This window comes from Actinophytocola sp. (assembly GCF_036002505.1).
Classification (GTDB): domain Bacteria; phylum Actinomycetota; class Actinomycetes; order Mycobacteriales; family Pseudonocardiaceae; genus DASYTH01.
The window spans coordinates 34,328-55,837 of sequence record NZ_DASYTH010000474.1; the positions used below are offsets into that span (position 1 = coordinate 34,328).

The 21,510-nt window shown below is 67.6% G+C and carries 13 protein-coding genes; 6 read left to right on the top strand and 7 right to left on the bottom strand.

Features of this window, described 5'->3' with window-relative positions:
- Positions 1-12: 12 nt before the first annotated feature.
- Positions 13-2,763, bottom strand: coding sequence for an FxSxx-COOH system tetratricopeptide repeat protein (gene fxsT / locus VGR06_RS41920; RefSeq protein WP_327564826.1), 2,751 nt, complete (start codon positions 2,761-2,763; stop codon positions 13-15).
- Between the two features lie 155 nt (positions 2,764-2,918).
- On the opposite strand from fxsT (VGR06_RS41920), the gene VGR06_RS41925 reads away from it, so the two are divergent.
- Positions 2,919-3,521, top strand: coding sequence for a hypothetical protein (locus tag VGR06_RS41925; protein ID WP_327564827.1), 603 nt, complete (start codon positions 2,919-2,921; stop codon positions 3,519-3,521).
- Between the two features lie 535 nt (positions 3,522-4,056).
- Positions 4,057-7,296: an FxSxx-COOH system tetratricopeptide repeat protein gene (fxsT, locus tag VGR06_RS41930; protein ID WP_327564828.1), complete on the top strand. Its 3,240-nt coding sequence runs from the start codon at positions 4,057-4,059 to the stop codon at positions 7,294-7,296.
- On the opposite strand, the gene VGR06_RS41935 is transcribed toward fxsT (VGR06_RS41930), so the two are convergent.
- Genes VGR06_RS41935 through fxsA form a run of 3 tightly spaced genes read right to left on the bottom strand, consistent with a single transcriptional unit; the run spans position 7,254 to position 10,343 of the window.
- Entirely contained in the window at positions 7,254-9,026 is a 1,773-nt protein-coding gene (locus tag VGR06_RS41935; RefSeq protein ID WP_327564829.1) for an HEXXH motif domain-containing protein, read from the bottom strand. The genes fxsT (VGR06_RS41930) and VGR06_RS41935 overlap by 43 nt on opposite strands.
- The gene (locus VGR06_RS41940) at positions 9,023-10,141 is read right to left on the bottom strand and encodes an FxsB family cyclophane-forming radical SAM/SPASM peptide maturase (RefSeq protein ID WP_327564830.1); all 1,119 of its coding nucleotides are present in this window, start codon (positions 10,139-10,141) and stop codon (positions 9,023-9,025) included. The genes VGR06_RS41935 and VGR06_RS41940 overlap by 4 nt, the downstream gene beginning before the upstream one ends.
- Before the next feature lie 28 nt (positions 10,142-10,169).
- On the bottom strand, positions 10,170-10,343 hold the full coding sequence (gene fxsA, locus VGR06_RS41945) for an FxSxx-COOH cyclophane-containing RiPP peptide (RefSeq protein ID WP_327564831.1): 174 nt from the start codon (positions 10,341-10,343) through the stop codon (positions 10,170-10,172).
- A gap of 134 nt (positions 10,344-10,477) precedes the next feature.
- Here fxsA and VGR06_RS41950 point away from each other — a divergent pair, with 134 nt between their 5' ends.
- From VGR06_RS41950 to VGR06_RS41960, 3 genes are read left to right on the top strand one after another with little or no spacing between them, the layout of a single operon-like run.
- A complete protein-coding gene (locus tag VGR06_RS41950; RefSeq protein ID WP_327564832.1) occupies positions 10,478-10,801 on the top strand; it encodes an alcohol dehydrogenase catalytic domain-containing protein in 324 nt (107 codons plus the stop codon).
- Positions 10,798-11,490 (top strand): zinc-binding dehydrogenase, encoded by a 693-nt coding sequence (locus tag VGR06_RS41955; protein ID WP_327564833.1) that lies wholly within the window; start codon positions 10,798-10,800, stop codon positions 11,488-11,490. The genes VGR06_RS41950 and VGR06_RS41955 overlap by 4 nt, the downstream gene beginning before the upstream one ends.
- 48 nt (positions 11,491-11,538) lie before the next feature.
- Entirely contained in the window at positions 11,539-12,378 is an 840-nt protein-coding gene (locus VGR06_RS41960; protein ID WP_327564834.1) for a maleylpyruvate isomerase family mycothiol-dependent enzyme, read from the top strand.
- A gap of 84 nt (positions 12,379-12,462) precedes the next feature.
- Here VGR06_RS41960 and VGR06_RS41965 read toward each other — a convergent pair whose 3' ends face one another.
- Both VGR06_RS41965 and VGR06_RS41970 read right to left on the bottom strand, forming a co-directional pair.
- Positions 12,463-13,422: a LuxR C-terminal-related transcriptional regulator gene (locus VGR06_RS41965; RefSeq protein ID WP_327564835.1), complete on the bottom strand. Its 960-nt coding sequence runs from the start codon at positions 13,420-13,422 to the stop codon at positions 12,463-12,465.
- Positions 13,409-14,356, bottom strand: coding sequence for a LuxR C-terminal-related transcriptional regulator (locus VGR06_RS41970; RefSeq protein WP_327564836.1), 948 nt, complete (start codon positions 14,354-14,356; stop codon positions 13,409-13,411). The genes VGR06_RS41965 and VGR06_RS41970 overlap by 14 nt, the downstream gene beginning before the upstream one ends.
- A gap of 168 nt (positions 14,357-14,524) precedes the next feature.
- On the opposite strand from VGR06_RS41970, the gene VGR06_RS41975 reads away from it, so the two are divergent.
- Positions 14,525-18,271 carry a S8 family peptidase gene (locus VGR06_RS41975; RefSeq protein WP_327564837.1) on the top strand — a complete coding sequence of 1,249 codons (3,747 nt, stop codon included), beginning with the start codon at positions 14,525-14,527 and terminating at the stop codon, positions 18,269-18,271.
- 51 nt (positions 18,272-18,322) lie between these two features.
- Here the strand turns inward: VGR06_RS41975 and VGR06_RS41980 are convergent, their stop codons facing one another.
- A complete protein-coding gene (locus VGR06_RS41980; protein ID WP_327564838.1) occupies positions 18,323-21,124 on the bottom strand; it encodes an ATP-binding protein in 2,802 nt (933 codons plus the stop codon).
- Positions 21,125-21,510 lie beyond the last annotated feature (386 nt).

Genomic DNA, 21,510 nt, shown 5'->3' on the forward strand with positions numbered 1-21,510 from the left:
CACCGGCCATACCTACGCCGGCGGCGGTTCAATATCACACTCAACCCATTGTTTCCGCTCGCCTGAAACGTTTGCCGCACACGCCAACGTATCCGGATGGCTGTCGCCCCGAACCCGCATGGACCTGCCGAGAACAGATCTGAACTCCACCGTCGCCTCGTCATTCTGACCTAGCATTGCCAGATCCACGGCAAGGTTGTGCTCAGCACACAACGTATACGGGTGCTCTTCCCCAAGAACACGCCGCAACTTCCCCGCCGCTTCCTTATCCTGCCGCTGCGCCCCATGCACGTCCCCCAGCGCACGAAGAACCGAAGCCCAGTTGACCGCAACGGCAAGCGTCATGGGATGTTCCTCCCCGAAAAGCTCGGCGCATCCACCAAACAGTTTTGGCGCCTCCACCGCCGCCGTCCCCAGGTCCCGTACCGCCAGCCGCGCATTAACCAGTGAGATCCCGGCCGCCAACGTATGCTCGTGCCGCGCTCCGAACCAGGTGTTGAGATCTTCGCGGTTCTGCTCGGCAAGCTGGGCCGCGTCCCACGCATCGCCCAGCTTCCGCAATGCCATCACCTCGGTCCGGACCGCCAGCAGCACGCCGTGATGGTTCTCGCCGACCACGGTCCGGTAAGCGGGTAGGACTGCCCGGACCTCGTTCCGTGCATCGGCGTATCGGCCCAGCCCGAACAGGTCGCGAGCGAGATTGCTCCTGGCGAACAGGGTGCGTGGATCTTGCGCACCGCGGATGGCCGTTCGCCACCGGACGATTTCCTTGTCTATGTCGTATGCCTCGTCGAATCGACCAAGCAGCCGGTAGCTCACCGCGATGTTGCTGTGGATCGTCCGAATACGGTCCTCGTCATCATCGTCGTTTCGTAGTCGCCGAAGGCTGGCCTTGTCAACGGTCAGCGCCCGGCCGTACTCGCCGGAGATTCTCAGATCGGCGGCCCGGTTCTTTTCCAGGTCGGCAATGTACTCTTGCTGCGGCCCGAACTCGGGATGACTGTCCAGGTACTCGAGCGCATCCAGGGTCACCTGCTTCGCGGCCGCGTAGTCTCCCAGCATCCGCAGTACATTGCCCAGGTGGTGCCGCACCAGAACGTAGAAATGGTGATCGGCGTCGGACGACCCGCCACTCGGGCTCGCGGAGACCAACCTTTCCCCGAGTGCCCTGCTCTCCTGGTAGTGACCGATCCGGAACAGGTACCGAACCTGGTCGAGCGCGACCCGGCGGACCTCGAACTCCGTGGCGGTGGCCAGATCCGCGGCGATGACATGCGGGCTCACCTCGGCATAGTGACCCCAGAACCGGGAGTCGTCCGGCTCACCAGGATTCGCGGCGGCGAGAATCGCCTGGATGTTCGCGCGGCCTCGGGCCAGCCGTATCTCGCCGAGCCAGTCTTTCAGGACCCGCTGGAAGACGCGATGGACCTGGATACGAACCGGATCCCCGTCGATCACCGCGACCAGACCGTGCCGGCGTAGGTCCTTCACCGCCGAGTTCAAGGTCGGAGCGTGTCGCACCACCTCGCGCAGCGGCGACGTCACCGTGCCCTGGCGGCCGCTGCGCAGCAGGGCCAGCGACAAGGGCTCGGCACCCACCCAAGCGAACAGCTCCAGGAGCTGAGCCGCGGCCGGGGCGCTGTCCGCGAGTTGGGTGAACGCGACGTTGAGAAATCCCGGCACGGTCGCCGGGTAGCTCCTCGCCTTGCCGCGCGGGTCGGACAGAACAGCCTGCAGCTGCTGGTCGAGATCGTCAAGAAAGGCACCGACCGGGACACCGGTGGCCAGATGCAGCGCGACCTGATCCACCGCCAGCGGCAGATCGCCTAACTTCTCGGCGACCAGCTCCGCGTCGGCGGCACCGAGGTGGGCACGGTCCCGCAACAGCCGAACGCTTTCCTCGCGCCGGAATACGCCGACCTCCAGATGTGAGCCGTGGTAGGTCCAGTCCGGGTCGCGCGACGTGATCAGGACGCGGCCGGGCCCGAGGGTGGTCAGCGGCGGCAGCCGGCTCGGCCTCCCCGCGTTGTCGAACACCAGGAGAAACCGCCGCTCGCCACGGGCCAGCGCGTCCAGGACCTGCGCCGGCGGGTGCTGCATGGCCTCGCTGCGAGGTAGGTGCAACCGGGTTCCCAACTCGGCCAGTGAGGCGCGCAGTTGCGACGGATGCTCGGCCGGGATCCACCAGACGAACTCGTACTGGTCCTGAAACCGGTGGAGGTACTCGATCGCGAGCTGGGTTTTCCCCACCCCACCGATCCCGTTGAGGGTGACCACTTGCGCGCCCGTTCGCAGAATCTCGTGAACCGTCTGGATCAGGTGCTCCCGGCCGACGAAACGGATATTGCGCGCCGGCACGTCGCCGACGAGGTCCGCGGCCGGCGCCGGAGGTTCGACCAAAGCGTGCGGCGGGGCAGCCACGGCCGGGGACGGAGCACCCGGCGTGCCGGAAAAGGCGGGCAACCAGAGTTCGTGGAATCGTTTGACCTCGGATTCGACGTCCGGGCGATGAATCGCGAGCGCAGCGAGTTGACGGACGACGCATTCGAGCTTGATCCACCCCGGCACCGCCTCACCGCGGAGCATCTGCCCGACGGTCTCGTGGCTCACCGTGTCCGGCAGATCGTTTCGCTGCCGAATCGCCGTACTGATCATGCGCATGCTCGGCATGCCGGCGGCCCGGTAGAGGTCGTGCAGTGCCAGCACCAGATCACGGGTTGGACCGGGCGGCAGGTCAGCCGGTCTCGGGACACCCTGCGCCATTCGTCACGCCCCTGATCCCGCGGCACGTCAGACGTTGTCAGATTGTGTCAGGTCAATCATGTCCCAACAACGCCTGACAAGAAGTTACGTCAACTAATGTCCGGTACAGTCCATAGTTGATCCGCTTGGTTCATGGCTGGATAACAATTGACACCATGGGCATCGACGGGGCGTTCGTGGAAAGCGGCGAGCTGCGGTACGGGCATGTCGTGGCCGTCGACATCGAGCGGTTCAGCAAGCTCACCGCCCGCGACCAGCGAGCGGCCCAAATGCTGCTCGCCCGGGCACTGACTCGGGCCGCCGCGGCGGCCGGCCTCGCCCGAGAGGGCTGGTACCGCCAGCCGACCGGCGACGGGGAACTGGCGGTGCTGCCGGCCGACACGGATGTCGCGTTGGTCGTCGCCAACTTCACAGATCACCTCGTGCGGGCGTTGCGCCGGCTGCGGGCCGATACCCGGGCACACCCGAAGCTGCGGCTGCGCATGGCCATCCATCACGGACCGCTGGCCGGCGGGCTGTTCGGCCCGGTCGGCCCGGCGCTGGTGGTTACCTGCCGGCTGCTGGACTCCAGACCGGCCAGGGCGGCGCTGGCCGGCAACCCCGACTGCGACCTGGTCTTGATCGTCTCGCGGCAGCTATACCAGGACGTCGTGGTCAGCGGGTTCCGCGGTTTGGTGTCGGATCGGTTCCAACCCATGCGAACCACGGTCAAGGGCACCACCTACGCGGGATACTTCTGCCTCGGTTCACCCAAGTAGGTGATTGCGGCTCACCACTCCGAATGTCGGTGTTTCACGATCGTATCGGAGCCCGGCGCGTTCTTGAGCAATAACGTGAGAAATCAGGCGTGGGTTTCGATTGGGGAGAGCGTGCTGAACCCAAACCATCGCGGCCACCAGGCTGGGACCAGTACCGCCAGCCGCACGGAGACGGAGAACTGGCCACCCTGCCGTCGACACCGATGTCGCCCGGATGGCCGTGAGCTTCCCTCCGCATGGCCATCCACCCTGGGCCGCTGAGCGGCGGGGGGCGGTTCCACGGGTTGGTGTCGGAACGATTCCGACCTACGCGAACAGCCATCAAGGCGGCACCGATGCGGGATACTTGTGCCTCGGTTCACCCAAGTGGGCGGCTGTGCCTCACCCATCCTCCACCGAGGCTCGCGTGAGGTTCAGGCGCTGTCGATTCGAATGACAGGGGGACTGCTCGGGCGGCAGGTAACGCCTTCGAGCTGATGAGCGACCCGCCCACTGCGTCGGGTAGGCTGCGCCGCCGTTGAGCGAGGTGAGAACGTTGACGAGCGAAGCGAGCCGTCGGGAGCCGTCAACGGCTCCCCGGCGCGGACTGTCCATCAAGGACAAATCACGGCTGATGGATGCGGTCAATGCGGTAATGGCCGATCCGAACCGGCGCCAGCGTGTAATCGAGCAGTTGCGCGAAGAATACGGCGCGGCATTCGACGAGGGACCGGCCGGTCACGACAACTGGACAATTGTCGACACCTGCATTGAGCTCGGCGTGGTTGCCGAACTGGTGACCGTCCTGAGGTTCGTCGGCGAGGAATCAGCGCAATGGCGTCGGCTCGACGCGCTCGTGCAGGAGTTGTTTCCCTCGGTCATCGACGACGAGCTCGACCAGTTGGTACGGGCGAACCTGGACAGCGTCCCCCGGGAGACGGCCAAGATCGCGATCCGGCATCATGCGTTCAGGTCGTACCGATCGCTCGCGCCGGAAGATCCCGGCACGGCGGTTGACGTCTACGAACGGCTTCGTACCCAAGCCGACCCGTTCCCGCTGCTGAGCTATCTCGAGGTCATCACCCACGACCTCGAGGACCGCTACGCGGTCGTGGAACTGCACCGCCTGATCGATGACTTGGCACTTCGGTCCGGCCTGACCAAGCGTGTACGCACGCTGTGCCGATCGCTCCAACCAGCTCAGCCCACCACGCCGGAGCAGCCGATCGGCGAGCACAGAGAAGGTCTTGATGACGATGACAGCGCTGGAGGCGACGTGAAGTCGCCAGACGTGAAGAGCGACCAGTCCGTACGCACCCAACCCGTCCCGCCCGACGTGTGGGGTGGGGTGCCGCCTCGGAACAGCAACTTCACCGGGCGCGAGGACCTTCTCCAGCAACTCCGTGACACGCTGGCGCAGCACACTCAGTCCGCCCTCGTTCCGCAACCGCTGCACGGCCTGGGGGGCATCGGCAAGAGTCAGACCGCGGTGGAGTTCGCTTACCGGAACCAGTTCGACTACGAGCTGGTCTGGTGGGTGCAGGCGGACGACGAGCCATCGATCCGGCGTTCGCTGACCTCGCTCGCCCGGCGGCTCGGGCTGGCCGAAAGCACGGACGTCGACGAGAACGTCGACCGGGTGCTCGACGCCCTGCGGGTGGGCATTCCCCACCGGAACTGGCTGCTGATCTACGACAACGCCCCCGAACCGTCAGCGGTGCAGCGGTACCTGCCGAACGGTCCCGGGCAGGTGCTTGTGACCTCACGCAGCCGAAGCTGGTCCGGGGTGCCCACCGCCATCGAGATCGACGTCTTCACTCCCCAGGAGAGCGTCGCGCTGCTCCAGAAACGATGGTCGGGCCTGACCGAGGAATGGGCGCTGACCCTGGCCGAGGAACTGGGGCACCTGCCCCTCGCGCTCGAGCAGGCGGTTTCGGTGCACGAGCAGACGGGGATGCCGCTGGCCGACTATCTGCGTGCGCTCGAAAGCAGCCCGCGGATCATCCTGGACGAGGGCATGCCGGCCAACTACCCGCGCACGGTGGCCGCCGCGCTCGAACTCGCCTACGACAGCGTCAAGGCGAGTTCCCCGGCTGCGGCGTACCTGCTGCAGTTGTGTGCCTTCATCAGCTCGCAGCCGATCGCGATCCCACTGCTGATCCGGGGGCGCAGTGCGCAGCCGAACAGCGAGCTGCAGGACGACATCCTGATGCGCCGCGCGATACGTGAGCTAGGGCGCTATGCTCTGGTGCAACTCGATCCCGGTCGCGACTTCATCCGGGTACACAGCCTGATCCGTGCCGTGCTGCGAGACAGCATTCCCACCGACGAGCGGGCCGCGGTCCAGCAGACCGCCCACGCCATGCTGGCCGCCGCCAACTCGGGAACGCCCGACGAGCCGGCAACGTGGCCCCGGCATGCCCAGATCGCTCCGCACGTGGTACCTGCCGGCATGATCCTGTCATTGGAGCGCGGTGTTCGGCAGGTCGTACTGGATCAGATCCGCTATCACTTCGCCATCGGCGATTACACCACCAGCGTCGACCTCGGCCAGGCCACGGTCGACTCGTGGCGGGCCAGTTGCGGGCCTGATGACGAATACACCCTGCTCGCAGCGCGGCACGTGGCCAACTCCATGCGCGTGCTCGGCAAGTACAAGGATGCCCGCGAACTCAATCAGGACACGCTGGACCGGTTGACCAGTTCCTTGGGCGCGGACCACGAGCACACCCTGCTCACGCGCCAGGACCTCGCGGCGAACCTGCGCGTGGCCGGAAGGTTCCATGAGGCGCTCGAGCTCGACCTGCACAACCTGGACCGGCATCGCGCTGTCCTCGGGGAACGGGATCCGGATACGCTCCGGGCGCTCAGTAACCTGGCCCTGAACTACCGCATTCTCGGGGATTTCCGCAAGGCATTCGAGCTCGACGACGAGAACGTCGGCTTGCGGCGGGAGATCTATGGAGAAGACCATACCCGAACGCTGTTCTCCTACGTTTGCCTGATCCGAGACCTCTACGCGCTGGGAAATTTCCAGCGCGGGCTGGCGCTCGCCCGCGAGAAGATACCCATCCACGAACAGAAACTACCCGCCAACCACGCCGACCTGCTGCTGGCCAAACGCAATCTGGCAATCCTGCTGCGAAAGGCCGGGCACAACAACGAGGCACTGCAGCAGTCGGTGGAGCTCTATGACGCTTGCCGGAGCAAGTTCGGCCGCCACCACGAACACACGCTGTCGGCCATGATGACCTTGAGCAACGCCCACCGGGTGACCGGTGACCTGGCCGCGGCGCTCAAGATCGGCCAGGAGGCGCTCACCTGGTACCGCGACGTGCTCGGTGAGGAGCACGCCTTCACCCTGGGTTGCCAGATCAACGTCGCCATCGCGTTGCGGCTCCTCGACCGGAAACCCGAGGCGGACGCCCTCAACGACGAGGCCCTGGCCAAGCTGCTCGCCTTGCTCGGTGAGGATCACCCGTACACCTTGTGCGCCACCAACACGAAGGCCAACAGTCTGGCCGCGGAAGGCCGGGTGGAGGAGGCCAGGGTGCTCGGCGAGCAGACCCTCGCCCGCTCGCGGGTGGTCCGCGGCGAGCATCACCCCATCACCTTGGGCTGCGCGATCAACCTCGCCTTCGACCTCGAGAAGGAAGGCAACCTGGTTGATGCCAACAGGCTGCGCAGGGACACCCTCGACCAGTTGGGTGTGCAGCTCGGTACCGATCATCCGGAGACGATGAACGCCGGGGTCTACCGCCGCATCGAGTCCGATGTCGAGGTTCCGGCAATGTAGCGGGAGATCAGCTCCGCCAGCAGGTCGCGGCTGCTGTCGTGGCTTGTCTCCGACGACAGCCGGGTCCAGGCTGCCCGAACCAGTTCAGGCCGGGTGACCAGCAGCGAACGTGGTGGGTCGGCGCACACTCTGCCGTGCGCAACGGACAGTGACGCCCAGGTCCCCGCGTCCACGGCGCCACCGCCGGCCTGGCCCAGCCGAATGGTCTGGGCTGCCGGATAGTCGCCCGCGAGCAGCGGGAGGTCTGCGGCGTCCGCGCCCGGGTGGCGGGCCGAGAATGCCTTCAGGTCGGTCGCGTACGCCTGCACGTCGTCGGGGCCCTCCGCCCAGGCCAGGGCGAGCCGGAACAGCGGGCTGTCTCCGCCCGGTGCGGCTGTGGTGGTGGCCCGATCGTCCGGCTCGGCCAGTACGGTGATCGGCATTCGGTGCTGCCACTCGTCGGCCAGCCTCGCGACGTCGACCGAATCGGGTACCACATTGTGCAGTCGCCAGAGTGCCCGGTGGTGGGCGACCAGGTCATCGGCGATTCGGCGGATGCCGGAAGGAAGGTCGGTCTCCGGCAGCCGGTCAATTGCTGCGTGCAGCGCGTCGACCAAGGTCGTACCGGCTGGTGTCAGGTCGGGGCCGTGGCTGAGAGATCGGTGTCCGGCGCGCAGCTGGCGGATCATTCTGGCGTAGGTCAACGCGGCGCCGGAGCCAGCGATGGGCCATTCTCGATGCCAGAACTCGGCCACACCGAGAAAGGCGGCCGTTCCGTGCAGGAGTCCCGCCCGGCTCCTAGGGTCGTTTCGCCACGGGGAGTACAGCAGTTCGCCTTTCGTTGCCCGGAACAGCGGCACCAGATCATGTACGGCATTGAGGCGGTAATGCTGGACCTCGTGGATCAGCGTGCTGGCGAGTCGATCCGGGCCGAGCGGCTCGGTGAGTGCCACCGCACCGGGAGCATCGCGGGAGCTGGCGCTCACTCCACCGATCCGGCTGCTTGCTTCGACCGGTACCAGGCAGCGAACCGCGGCTGCGACCGTGGTCAGCCAATCCGGGTGTCGCTCGGCCAGAATCTGCACCGCGTCGGTGAGCTGATGGCGCCATCGGTGCAGTCCGGAACCGGTGAGGCGAGCGAGCGGGAGGTTGAAGCAGGTCCAGTACGGGTCGGTGTCGTCAAGCGGGATGGAGAACGCCGTTGTCTCAAGTAGACGGAGGGGGTGCCATTCGCGCGGTGAGGAACCGTTGACCACGAAGGGCGTGGACGGGGTGCAGGTGGCAAGGATCCAGGGGGCGGTCTGGTCGGTGAGGGCCTGGCCCAGGGTGGGTAGGCAGAGGATGCCGGAACGAAGGGGGACGTGGGCTTCGATCCCTGTTGCCGACCGGATGCCGGCGGCAGTGGCGATGGAGCCGAGGTGGGCGAGGTGAAACCACAGCGGAGCGGCCGAGCGAGCACCGGCAAGCAGGCGTAGGCAGCGCGCCGCCCAGGCGCCGGCTTGGGGCCCACTGAGCAGGGCCGCGACCACGTCCGGAGCGTGCCGCTGAACGGTGGCCAGGGCGGCGAAGTTGTCCTGGAGGTGAGCGCGTTTGCCAGCGTCGGGGGCCAGGTCGGAGACCAGGTCGAGGATGGTGCGGAGTTGGACCAGGCGGCGGCTGTACTGACCCGACCACAGGATGTCGATCTCCGCGGCGCTGCCGGGGCCGCTGATGGACTCGAGAAGACCCGGCGGCAGGGTGTGGGTGGTCAACGGGCGGCCCCGGTGCTCAGGTCGGCGCGGACCCGGGTGGCCACATGGCGGATGAGGCGCTGCAGGTCGGGGCAGTAGACGGACGGATTGTCGAAGCCGCCACCGGCGCGGAAGCGGTGCGGATAGTCGCCAGCACCGCAGACGCGGACCAGGGCGCAGCGTCGGCACTCTTCGGCGAGGGCGGTGACGCCGAGTTGGCGGGAGCGGACGGCCGGGTGAGCCAGGACGTCATCGACGGTGTGGTCGAACACGGTCATGCCGGTCTCCGGCCCGCCGGGGCGCACGGACTTCAGCGAGTCGTCCTGCTGGTAGGTCCCGTCGGTGTCGATCACCAGGTAGGCGACCGGGCCGGTGCCGACCTGCTCGGTGCGGCTGCGACCGCCGAGCAGCAGGTTGATGGTCTCCTGGAACAGGCGGACCGCAGTTTCCTGGACAGGTGCGGCGTACCAGCGATCGAACACGGCGATCAGCCAGTCGGCGTACGGGGTGCGCGGGTCGTCCGGTACTCGCCCGGGCGGCGGCGCGGACCAGTTTCCGTGCGGCAGCAGGAAATCCACGACCGGTGGGGTGAACTCCAGCAGCGCCGCGTAGGTGTCGAGGGGGTCATGCTCGATGTCGATGACGCACAGTAGACCGGCGTAGCGGTCGCGATGCTCGGGCCGGTTCAGCAACCGGAGGGCGCGGACGGCGTCGCGGTGACTGCTCCGACCGGCGGCCCCGACGCGATGCCGGTCGTGCTGCGCGCGGGTGCCGTCGAGGCTGACACCGACCCGAATTTCGTGGCTTTCGAACAATTTCAGGAACCGCTCATCAAGCAACACGCCATTGGTCTGGACCCGCAGATCCAGAGTTGTGGTGGGCGGCAATTTCCCGCGAATGGTCGCTGCCACATGATCGAGCAGCTCCGGGCCGGCGAGCAGCGGTTCCCCGCCGTGGAGCACTACTTTGACCATCGACTGCCGGTGCGTGACGGCATGTTCGGCGATCCGACGGGCGGCGGCGAGCACGGTTTCCGGCGTGATGAGCACGGGTCGGAAGCGCCAACTCTGGTCGGCCATCGTGTAGATGTAGCAGTAGTCGCAGGCCAGGTTGCACCGGCTGGCAACCTTCAGCACGTACTCGGCGATCGGTACAGGATGTCGGTCAGATGCTCGAATCATGACCGGAAACCACTGTCGAACTGGCCTCGCTGCTTTCTTTCAGAACCCTTCTGATGGAGTGCGCCAGCGGCGCGTCGCCCAACGACGGAAGCTCCTCGAGTGGCAGGCCGGTCAGATCGACTAGGTCGCTTTCCGGCTCGAAGTCCGAGTCGTTCAACGTACCCCCTCACCTGGCATCCGAACGTTCTTCCAAGATGACCATACGTCGTGCTGGGCGGGTTTCCCACACCTCGTGCGTCGAGTGCGGATGACCACGGCTCACGCTGTCGCATGTGGACTATGGTTCGCCTCATGCGCGCGGTGAGGTTGAGCCGGCCCGGGCCGGTGGAGAACTTGGAGATTGTCGACTTGCCGGTGCCCGAGCCGGAGCCGGGGTGGGTGCGAATCCGGGTGCGGGCGTTTGGGTTGAACCGGTCTGAGCTGCACACCCGGTTGGGGTTGGCGGAGGGGGTGACGTTTCCGCGGGTGCCGGGGATCGAGTGCGTGGGGACCGTCGACGCGGCGCCGGGTTCCGAGCTACTGCCCGGGCAGCAGGTGGCGGCGATGATGGGCGGGATGGGGCGCGTGTTCGACGGCGGCTATGCGGAGTTCACGGTGGTGCCGCGGTCGGCGTGATCCCGTTCCGGTCGGAGCTGCCTTGGGAGGTGCTGGGCGCGGTGCCGGAAACGCTGCAGACGGCGTACGGGTCGCTGGTCACCGCGCTGGACCTGAAGGCCGGGGAGACGTTGCTGGTGCGGGGCGGCACGTCGGCGACCGGGATCGCGGCCACGTCGGTGGCCAAGGATCTCGGGGCTGCGGTGCTGTCGACGACGCGGCGGGCGGAGCGGGCCAGTTTGCTGACCGAGCGTGGGGCGGATCACGTGCTGGTCGATGACGGCCGGGTGGCCGGGCGGGTGCGGGAGATCGTGCCGGAAGGAGTGCATGCGGCGCTGGAGCTGGTGGGGACGCCGACGTTGCCGGACACGCTGGCGGCGACCCGGGTGCGTGGGACGGTGTGCTTCACCGGAATGCTTTCCAACGAGTGGATCGTGCCGGACTTCTACCCGATCGGGTACCTGCCCAAGGCGGTGCGGCTGACCGCGTACGGCGGGGAGAGCGGGGACCTGCCGGGCGATGTGTTGCAGCGCTATCTGGACCGGATCGCGGACGGCACGTTCGACCTCGGCGCACCCACGGTGTACCCGTTCGACGAGATCCGGCGGGCGCACGATGACCTCGAGCACAACCGGACGGTCGGCAAGCAGGTCGTGCTCGTGGCGCCGGGACGGTCCGGAACAGGGCGATACCCGGGTGATCCCGAGTGAGCAAGCCGCGATAAGCCTCGGCGGGCGTCAGCACCCATGCTGGGATGCGTGCTGACGTCTGTTCCGGAGGAGCGATGGCTGGCGGTGCGCGCGTCGTTCCGGGATGCCCTCGACCGGTTCGCCGAGCTGGTGCTGTCCGTCCCCGACCCGCACGTCAAGGCCACCGCGCACTGGTCGATCGCCGACACCGCCGCGCACGTCGCGACCACCGCGCGGCTGTACCGGTACCTGATCCCGCCGGGTGACCCGGCCCAGGTCGCCGGCCTGATCTCGGCCACCACGGTCGACAACCTCGCCTCGCTCAACGACGACGAGCTCGACTCCTACACCGAACGGGAGCCGCGCGCGGTCGTCGACCGGATCCGCGCCGACCTCGAGCACATGCTGAACGCCAGCGCCGATCTCGACCCGGCCATGCCGATCTCCTGGCTCGGCGGCGCCAAAGTTCCGCTCGCCGGCGCCATCGCCCACATGACCAACGAGCTCCTCATCCACGGCCGCGACATCGCCCTGCCGATCGGGACGCCCTGGACGATCTCCGCACCCGACGCCGCCCTGGTGTTCGACCTGTTCATCATCGGCCTGGCCCGCTACGGCTCCGGCGTCTTCCTCGACAGCGACGCGCCGCCCCGTGCCCGCCGCGTCGCCGTCGAGTTCCGCTCCCCACACACCGTTCCGGTCACGATGGTCCTCCAGAACGGGGTGCTCTCCGCCGAAGAGCCCGACTCCCGCCCCGACATCCGCATGACCTTCGACCCCGAAACCTTCATGCTGATGCTTTTCCACCGCATCTCCAAAGCCCGCGCCGTCCTCTCCGGCAAACTCCGCATCAGCGGCCCCCGCCCCTGGCTCCTCCCCGGCTTCCTCCGCGTGGTGCGCGCGCCCTAGCCCTGGCAGGTGCCGGGGTGTGATCGGCCACTTCACCCCCAACCGCCGAACCCCGGTACCCCAACGCGGCACTTCGAACACGCCCTAGCCCTGGCGCATCCGGTACAGCGCGGCCTGCACACCCGCCTGGAATCTGGTGTGGGCGCCGAGGTCGGCCATGAGTTTGGCGACGCGGCGTTGGACGGTGCGGTGGGAGAGGCCCAGTTGGTGGGCGATGGCCTCGTCGGTGAGGCCGGAGAGCAGCAGGGTGATGAGGCGTTGGGGTTCGGGGTCGGAGGTGGTGGGTGGCGGGTGCAGCGGGAGAGCGCGGTGCCAGAGGGTTTCGAAGAGTTTGGTGAGCGCGTCGAGGAGGGCGGAGGGGTGGATCAGGATGATGGCGTCGGTGGCGGGTTGGTGGCGTTGCAGGGGTAGGGCCGCGATTTTGTCGTCGGCGAGGTAGAGGTTGGCGGGGAGGTCGGGGAGGACGCGGGCCTGCTGGCCGTGGTGGATCAGTTGTTCCACTGTGGACAGTGCGCCGGGATGTTCGATGGCGGCGCGGTCGTAGATGGCGCGGCAGGTGACGCCGCGGGCGAGCGGGCCGCGGTCGGAGTCGGGGTCGGCGGCGTGCGGGGGTTTGGTCAGGATCGCGACGTGGCCGCGGGCGGAGCGTTTGATCTGCAGCAGGCGCTGGCGGACGGCGCGCTGGCCGGTGACGACCTCGACCACGGTGGAGGTGTCGCGGGTGGTAGGGCGGGCTTGATAGGCGGCGTCGAGCGTGCCGGTGTGGCGGCGGGCGTGGTCGAGGCGTTCCTCGTACTCGGCGAGGAGCGCGTCGAACGCCACGGCGGGGGCGATCGCGCGGTACTGGGGCGCAGACCCGCCGGGCACGCAGGTCACCAGCGAGCGGTCTTCCAACTTTGCCAGGAGGTCCGCGAGCGGCTCGGGGCGGGTCCACTCGGGATCGAGCTCGACCAGGGATGCTGGCGGGCGGCCGAGCAGCAGCTCGTAGGCGGCGAGCTCGGCGGGCCCGAGGCCGAGGACGCCGTCGGGCTCACGGCTGGGCATCGGCGATCCAGCCACGCAGCACGGCCTGGTAGCCGGCCTGGAACCGGGTGGCGGCGTCGAGCCGGGCCATCATGGTGCGCACCCGGCTGCGCACCGTGCGGTCGCTGATCCCGAGCTGGGCGGCGATCTCCTGGTCGGTCAGCCCGCCCACCAGCAGCACCAGCAGGTGCCGCTCGGCCGCGGACGGCTCGTCAGCCCCGCGGGCGGCGTGCAGCGGAAGCCCGCGGTCCCAGTACATCTCGAACAGCGCGGACAGGGCGTCGAGCAGCACCGGGTGGTAGATCACCAGCCGGGACTCCACGTCCGGTGGGGAGCGCAGGGGCAGGATCGCCGCGGTGTCATCGAAGATCGTCATCTTGATCGGCACGTCGGTCACCCGGGCGTGCTCCCCCGCCGCCACTCCGGCCTCCAGGTCGGCCAGCCGGCCCGGGATGTCCAGCGCGCGGCGGTCGTAGAGGATGCGGAACCGCAGCCCGCTGCGCAACTGGTCCACCTCCATCGTGTTCACCACGGCCGCGTCGTTGGCCGGGTACGGCGGCGCGTCGCAGGCGCGGAACTGGCGCCGGGCGCCGAGCTGCAGTTCCTGGAACCGCCGGATGATCTCCTCCCGGCCGTAGATCACCTCGACCATGGCCGGCAGCTCGCTGTCGCCGTGGCCGAACCGGCCGGTCAGCTCCGCCACGTAGCGGCGCGCCTGGGCCAGCGCCCGGGCCCGGTCGCTGAGCAGCACCTGCAGCGCGGCGTTCGGCGGGGTCGCCGTCCACCGGGTGCCGTGTGCCGAGACCAGGCCGAGCTCGCGCAGCCGGGCGAGAAGTGGCTCGGCGGAGCCCTCCTCGACGAGCTCGGCCAGCTCCCCGGCGGTCAGCGGCGGGCAGCCGACCAGTTGCTCATAGAGATCCTGCTCCGCCCGGGTGAGACCGAGTACGCCCAGCACGCGCCGGATGATCCCACGGCTTGTGTGTCCTTTTCACGTCAGTGTCGTGAAAAGGAAGCCGTGACGTCTTCCGGAAGACGCCGCGCCCGTGTCAGGGTCGGATTGCGATCTTTCATCTCCGTCCTCAACTCCGCTGACTCGAGCGAGCGACCCTGCAAGGAGGAGCAGATGAGTCGACCGTCCGGCATGCGCAGATCCCTCGTCGCGGCCCTCGGATTCGCCGCCGCGGCGAGCCTCACCCTCACGGCGCCGGCCCACGCGGCGCCCACCCAGACCCCACGGCAGCCCACCGTGACGGCCCGGCACACCGTCACCCTGGTCACCGGCGACGTCGTCGAGCTGCACACCCTCTCCAACGGCGACGCCAACGCCACCCTCAAGCCTGCCGCCGGCCGGACGAACGTCAGCTACGCCAGCCGCAAGGTCTCCGACCAGCTGTACGTGATCCCGTCCGATGCGATGGCGCTGCTCGCCACCGGCAAGCTGGACGAGGAGCTGTTCAACATCACCGCGCTGGTGGCGAACGGCTACGACGACGCACGTAGCGGCGCGCTGCCGCTGATCGTGCAGTACGCGCCGGACCGGGCGCAGGCGCGGGCCCTCGCCGCGCCGGTGGGCACCACCGCGCGGCACACCCTGAACAGCATCAACGCCCAGTCGGTTCAGGAGAGCAAGGCCGGCGCCAGCTCGTTCTGGGCCACACTGTCCGATTCGGACGGTCAGGTGACCGCGGCGGCCGCGTCGGTTCGGAAGATCTGGCTCAACCGCAGGGCGAACGTCACGCTCGCGGACAGCGTGCCGCAGGTGGGCGCGCCGCAGGCGTGGGCGGCCGGCTTCGACGGCACCGGGGTCAAGGTGGCCGTGCTGGACACCGGCATCGACGCCACGCATCCCGATCTGGACGGCGACAAGGTGGTGGCCGCGGAGAACTTCTCCGACGACACCGACGCCACCGACCACTTCGGACACGGCACCCATGTGGCGTCCATTGTGGCGGGCAAAGGCGTCGGCGCGCCGACCGTGCGCAAGGGCGTGGCGCCGGGCGCGAGCCTGATCAACGCCAAGGTGCTCAACTCCGCCGGCTCCGGCTCGTTCGACCAGATCATCGCGGGCCTGGAGTGGGCCGCGGAGCAGGGCGCCGACGTGGCGAACATGAGCCTGGGCACCAACTCCCCCGCGCCGAACGGCGACGACCCGCTGACCCAGGCCGTGGATTCCATCAGCAAGTCCTCCGGCATGCTGATCGTGGTCGCGGCCGGGAACCTGGGCAGCGGCGAGTCCACGATCGCCAGTCCCGGCTGGGCGGACGAGGCGCTCACCGTCGGGGCGGTGGACAAGAAGGACGGGCTGGCCGGGTTCTCCAGCCGTGGCCCCAGGTTGGGCGACTTCGGCGTGAAGCCGGACATCTCCGCGCCGGGCGTGGACATCGTGGCAGCCCGGGCGGCGGGCACCAACCTCGGCCCGATCGTGGACGGCAACTACCAGCAGCTGTCCGGAACCTCGATGGCCACCCCGCACGTGGCCGGCGCCGCGGCGATCCTGGCGCAGCGTTTCCCCGGCTACAGCAACATACAGCTCAAGGACACCCTGATCTCGACGTCGAAGACGCAGCCCGAGCAGACCGTGTACGAGCAGGGCGGCGGGCGGCTGGACGTGGCCCGGGGGTACAGCCAGCAGGTGTACGCCAGCCCCGGCACGCTGAACCTCGGCTACTTCGCGTTCCCGCACACCGGGCAGCAGCCGGTGACGAAGACCGTCACCTACACCAACGACACCGCGGCCGACGTGACGCTCGCGCTGTCGCTCGATGTGTCCGGAAAGGACAGTGGGCCGGCGCCGGACGGGATGTTCTCGGTGAGCCAGCCCGGCGTGACCGTGCCGGCGGGCGGGAAGTCCGACGTCACCGTGACGGTCAACCCGACCGCGGGGCGGCTGGACCAGTTCGGCGGTCATCTGGTGGCTTCGTCGGGTGACGTCGTTGTGCACACGACGATCGGCGCGCTCGTCGAGCCGGAGATGTACAACGTCGAGGTGACCGGCATCGCCCGGGACGGCCGGCCGGCCGCGGTGATCAGCTGGGCGGAGCTGTGGAGCCTGCGGGACGGGCAGTTCCTGCAGAAGTTCTACTCCCAGGACAGCAACAAGGTCACCTTCCGGGTGCGGCCCGGGACGTACAACCTGGCCGGCTACCTGGCCACCGCGGACGCGGCGAACACGTTCGCGCTCGAGGTGGCGACCGTGGCCGACCCGCAGCTGGAGGTGACCGGCGACCGGGCGATCACGCTGGACGCGCGGACGGCGAAGCAGGTGCTGCTGGACACCGCGAAACCGGTGGCGCCCACCACGTTCACGCTGTCCTACCACCGGGATGACGGGGACGAGCTGAATTTCCACAGCTCGTTCACGCTGAGCCCGCCGATCGCCCGCGGCTACGCCTCGCCGACGTCCACCGTGACCAAGGGGAACTTCGAGTTCTACAGCAAGTGGGACCTGGTGGCGCCGCCGCTGCTGGCCCGGGTGACCAAGCCGGACAAGATCCAGCTCGACCCGCAGCCGATGTCCAACGCCGTGCCGGTGGACGGCAAGCACAACCTGCCGCTGGTCTACGTCGGACTCGGCAAGCCGGAGGACTACGTAGGCCGGGACGTGCGCGGCAAGATCGCGCTGATCTCCCGCGGCGAGCTCACCTTCGCCACCAAGATCGCCAACGCCACCGCGGCCGGCGCGTTCGCGGCGATCATCTTCAACAACCGGCCCGGGGTTCTGCTCGCCGGCGCGGGCAATCCCGGTGAGGTGACCATCCACGGCCTCACCATCGAGCAGGCCGCCGGCACCATGCTCACCGACCTGCTCAAACAAGGACCGGTCAACGTCGAGATCTCCGGGACGCGGATCAGCCCGTACTTCTACGACCTGCTCCTCCCCGAGAAGCAACGGGTACCCGACTCGCTGACTTACACCATCGACAAGCGCAACACCGCGCAGATCCTGACGTCGTACACCGCCGACGTGCCCGTGCTCGGCGACGACGTGCGACACATCTCCCGGCCGTGGCCGACCTTCTCCGTCGGGTTCGTGCGGGACGTGCCCCGCCCGCTGGCGCGCACCTACTTCGTGTCCGCCAACGACACCGAGTGGCTGCACGTAGCCTGGTCCAACGCACCGTTCGACGGCGAGTTCGACCACGCCTACACCGCCTACTCACCGCGGGCGCTGCTCTCCGAGACCTGGTTCGGCCGGGTGTCCCGACCCGGTCCGTCCCCGCTCTGGGGACCGGCGGTGTCCCGGACCGGTGACCAGTTCATCATGGGCCTGTTCCCGCACTCCGACTCCGGCGGCCACTTCGGCTGGGGCGGCGGGACCGACGTGTACAGCTCCAAGCTGTTCATCAACAGCCAGCTGCTCCAGGAGATCCCGTCCTTCCCGGTCGGCTCCTTCCCGGCCTCGGCGTCCCCGGCCACCTACCGGTTGACATTGAGCGGAAAACGGGCCACACCATGGTCGACGTACTCCACCGAGACCAACACCACCTGGACCTTCAAGTCCAGCCGCCCGGCCGCCGAGGAGACCGAGCTACCCTCGCTGGTGCAGGTCGACTTCGACCTCGCGCTGGACGACCTGAACCGTGCGCCCGACCAGTCGGCCTACACGTTCCGGCTCACCCCCGGCCACGTGGCCGGCACGTCCGGGGAGATCAAGACCGTCCAAGCCTGGGTCTCCTTCAACGACGGCGGCACATGGCGCAAAATCGACCTGGTCGCCCTCGGCAACGGGTCCTACCAGGCCACCGTCCAACACCCCAAACTAGCCAACACCACCGGCGCCGTTTCCCTGCGCGTCAAGGCAACCGACACCACCGGCAACGCCCTCGACCAAACCGTGATCCGCGCCTACGGCCTCAAACCCGCGGCCTGAGGAGGGCGATGAAAGCGTCCTTCCTCACCTCCAGCGTGAGGAAGGACGCTTTCACCGCACTGCGGCCTCGCGGGCAATCTCGATCCGAGAGCGAACCCCAAGTTTGGCCAGTATGTGCGACACATGCGTGCCGACCGTCCGCGGCGACAGCACCAACTGCTCCGCAATCTGCCGATTCGGCAACCCCTCGGCCACCATCTCGGCGATCCTCATCTCGGTCGGCGTGAGGGCACCCCAACCCGTCGTGGCCCGCCGGTGTTTTGCCCGCGGACCCCGACGGATTCCGTGCTGCCGAAGCTGTGCACGCAAGTGCCCCAGGTCCCAGCTCGCGCCGAGCCCGTCGTAAGTATCGTGGGCACGCGTGAACGCATCTCGTGCGGAGTTGTGGTCACCGCGGCTGGCGAACCCAATGGCGGCGGCCTCACAAGCTCGGGCGCGCAGCAGCGGCCGTCCGGCCTCGTTGTAGCTTTCGGCCGCTTGCAGTAGTAAGGAGGGGTCGTCGTTCAACAGCCCACGGCAGTATCCTGCTGCGGCGAGGCGGTGCGGTACCTGAGACCGAGCGGCAAGCCTGTCCACTTGGTCGGCGATGTCTGTGGCGATGTCGGTCTTCCCCGTGATTACCGCCAAACGTGCAGCTTCGGGGAGCAGATCCTCCATCTCCCCCAGCTCTTCTACTTGATTGGCAGCACCTTCGGTGAGCACGGCAAGTGCGGCGTCGGGGGCGCCGGAGACTTCGTGGTCGAGGCTACGAGCCAGTGCCAACGAGAACACAACTCGATTGCCAATCCGCTCCGCGCTGGGCTCGGCGATGGTCAGCAACTGCCGGGCGGTTGCCGGATCGCCGCGGTGGAAGGCAATGGCGGCAGCGATGCCTCGGTCGCAGCAAGTCGCACTCGGATCTTTGAACTCGTCCGGAAGGATGTCCACCTCGGTCAGCGCATCATCCCAACGGCCGACCTCGAATAGCAGTTCGCCTAATGCAGTTTGCGCCTGCGCCAGCCGAACCAGGCTGCCCGCCTCATCAGCAAGCTGGCAGACTCGTTCGGCCGCCGCAATCGCCTCTGCGTAGCGGTCGGTGTCCCCGAGAGCAACCGTCTGGTTGATGCGCAGCAGTAAGCCGAGATCGGTGAGACCCGGGTTGTCTCCAACGACGGACAAGGCACGATCAAACAGAGGAAGCGCACCGGCGATGTCCCCACGCGTCCCCAACACGATGGTCAGCACGTGCAGGGACCAGCCGATGGCCCATCGGTCGTCGGCCTCTTCGGCCGTGCGCAAGGCCTCTGTGGCAACTTGGCCGGCGACGCCGACTTCACCAAGATCCCAATGTGCCCGTGCAGTCAGCACGAGCAATCGGGCTCGTTGCTGCGCCGAAATCGCTGGCACGGCAAGCGCCTGAGACAGTGCTTCGAGGGACTCATCAGACTTGCCCATCATTCTTCGGCACTGCGTTAGCGTCGAGTGAAGATCGATGAGTAGGTCAGGCTCGCCGATCACCGACATAGCCCGGGTGATGACTCGCTCCGCGCCGACGCTGTTTCCGCTGCGGTGCAACGCATCTGCCAACCGGCCGGCAAGAATCGCACCCCGCCTCGTAGTCGCGGCCAGCCGGCGAGTCGCCTGCCGCAGTAGGTGCACCGCAGCCTGCGGGGCCCGCGCGACGAGTGTCGGCGCCGCGTCGACCAGCCAGTTCAGTAGGGTGTCGTCCAGCGGGCCAGCGCCTGGAGATTCGACCGCACGCAACAGCTGCCGAGCGACGCGGGTGATCGGCACGCCAGCCTCAGCCAATGCCTTGGCAGCATCCAGATGCCAGGCCGGACGGACTGCGGCCGGAATATCGTCATAGAGCGCATCACGGATCAAGGGATGCCGGAAGGACAAGCGCTCCCCAGCCTCCTCGAGTACCCCTGCGGCGAGAGCCTCGTCGATCACGGGAACCAGTTCGGTCACGCGCTGGCCGAGCACTATGGCCAGATCGGACACCAAGAACTCCACGCCTAGCAAGGCCGCAGCTTGGAGTCCCGCACGCATCTCCCGTGACAAGAAGTCCAGCCGTTGTGCGATGGCGGCGACCAGCGACTCCGGAACGGGTCCGCCGGCCACCTTGACGACCCCTGCAGTGTCGACGCTGATGCGCTTCGCGCGAGCTAGGCCTGCTATCAACTCACTTGCGTACAGCGGGTTTCCCGCCGCACCATCCGCCAGCTCCAGCAGGTCCGCACCGGGCTTGGCGCCAACTATCCCACTGATCAACTTGGCAACGGATGCTGCTGGGAGCGGACCGAGCGTGATCGTGCCCTCCGCCCCAACCGCACGATGCACCGCGAGCAGCTCGTCGCGCTGGGGTACCGGACGCGTCGTGCCGATTAACAGCAACGGCGCGCGCTCGGCCGAGCGGACAAGCCATTCCCACACGCTGAGGGTTGCTGGATCGGCCCACTGCAAGTCATCGATGATCAGCAGGGTCGACATCGTGGAACACAGTTCGGCTACCAGCGTGAGCATCTGCTCAGAAGCCGCCACGATGGCGTCGGCGCTGCTTCCGAGCTCGTCCTGGAGTAGCCGCAGGATGGTGGCCAGCCGGGGCTCTCCCGCGGATTCCCGTGCCCGCAAGGCATCCAGCAACGGCTGAAGTGGCAGCGCCTGCCCTAGTTCGTCGCACGCTGCGCGGAAAACCTGGCAGCCGCGCCGTTCGGCAACCGCCGCAGCTGCCCGCACAAGTGAGGACTTGCCGATACCGGGTTCACCCTCGATCAACGCGGCCCGACCGGTGCCGTCCACGAGGTCGTCGACCCATCCGGTGAGCTGGGCGAGCTCGACGTCCCTGCCGACAAGGGTGGTCGCACCCGGCATCCTTCGACAGTACGACGTCACCTGAAAATGGACAACGTCCATCCGAGCGACAGCCGGACCTGGTTGGTGCTGTCGCCGTGACGGAATCGTTACTATCTGTACACCTTTTCTTAACTCTGAGTATTGACTCGTTATTGACTTTTTAAATCCGTCATGGGATCGTTTTGGTGGAAAGAGTATGTTAGCTGATCTCTATACCAACTTCCCGCCACCAGGTTTTAGGGGTGCGCTAACCTCTCTTTCACTGTCATTTATCGGGCCTATGTCGGGGAGGCCAAAATGCGTATTACAAGGGCAATCGTAGCTGTCATGGTATCGATGCTGGTGACGTTTGGAGTGCTTAGCACTACTGTCGCCAGCGCCGACCCAGACATGTACCACAACGG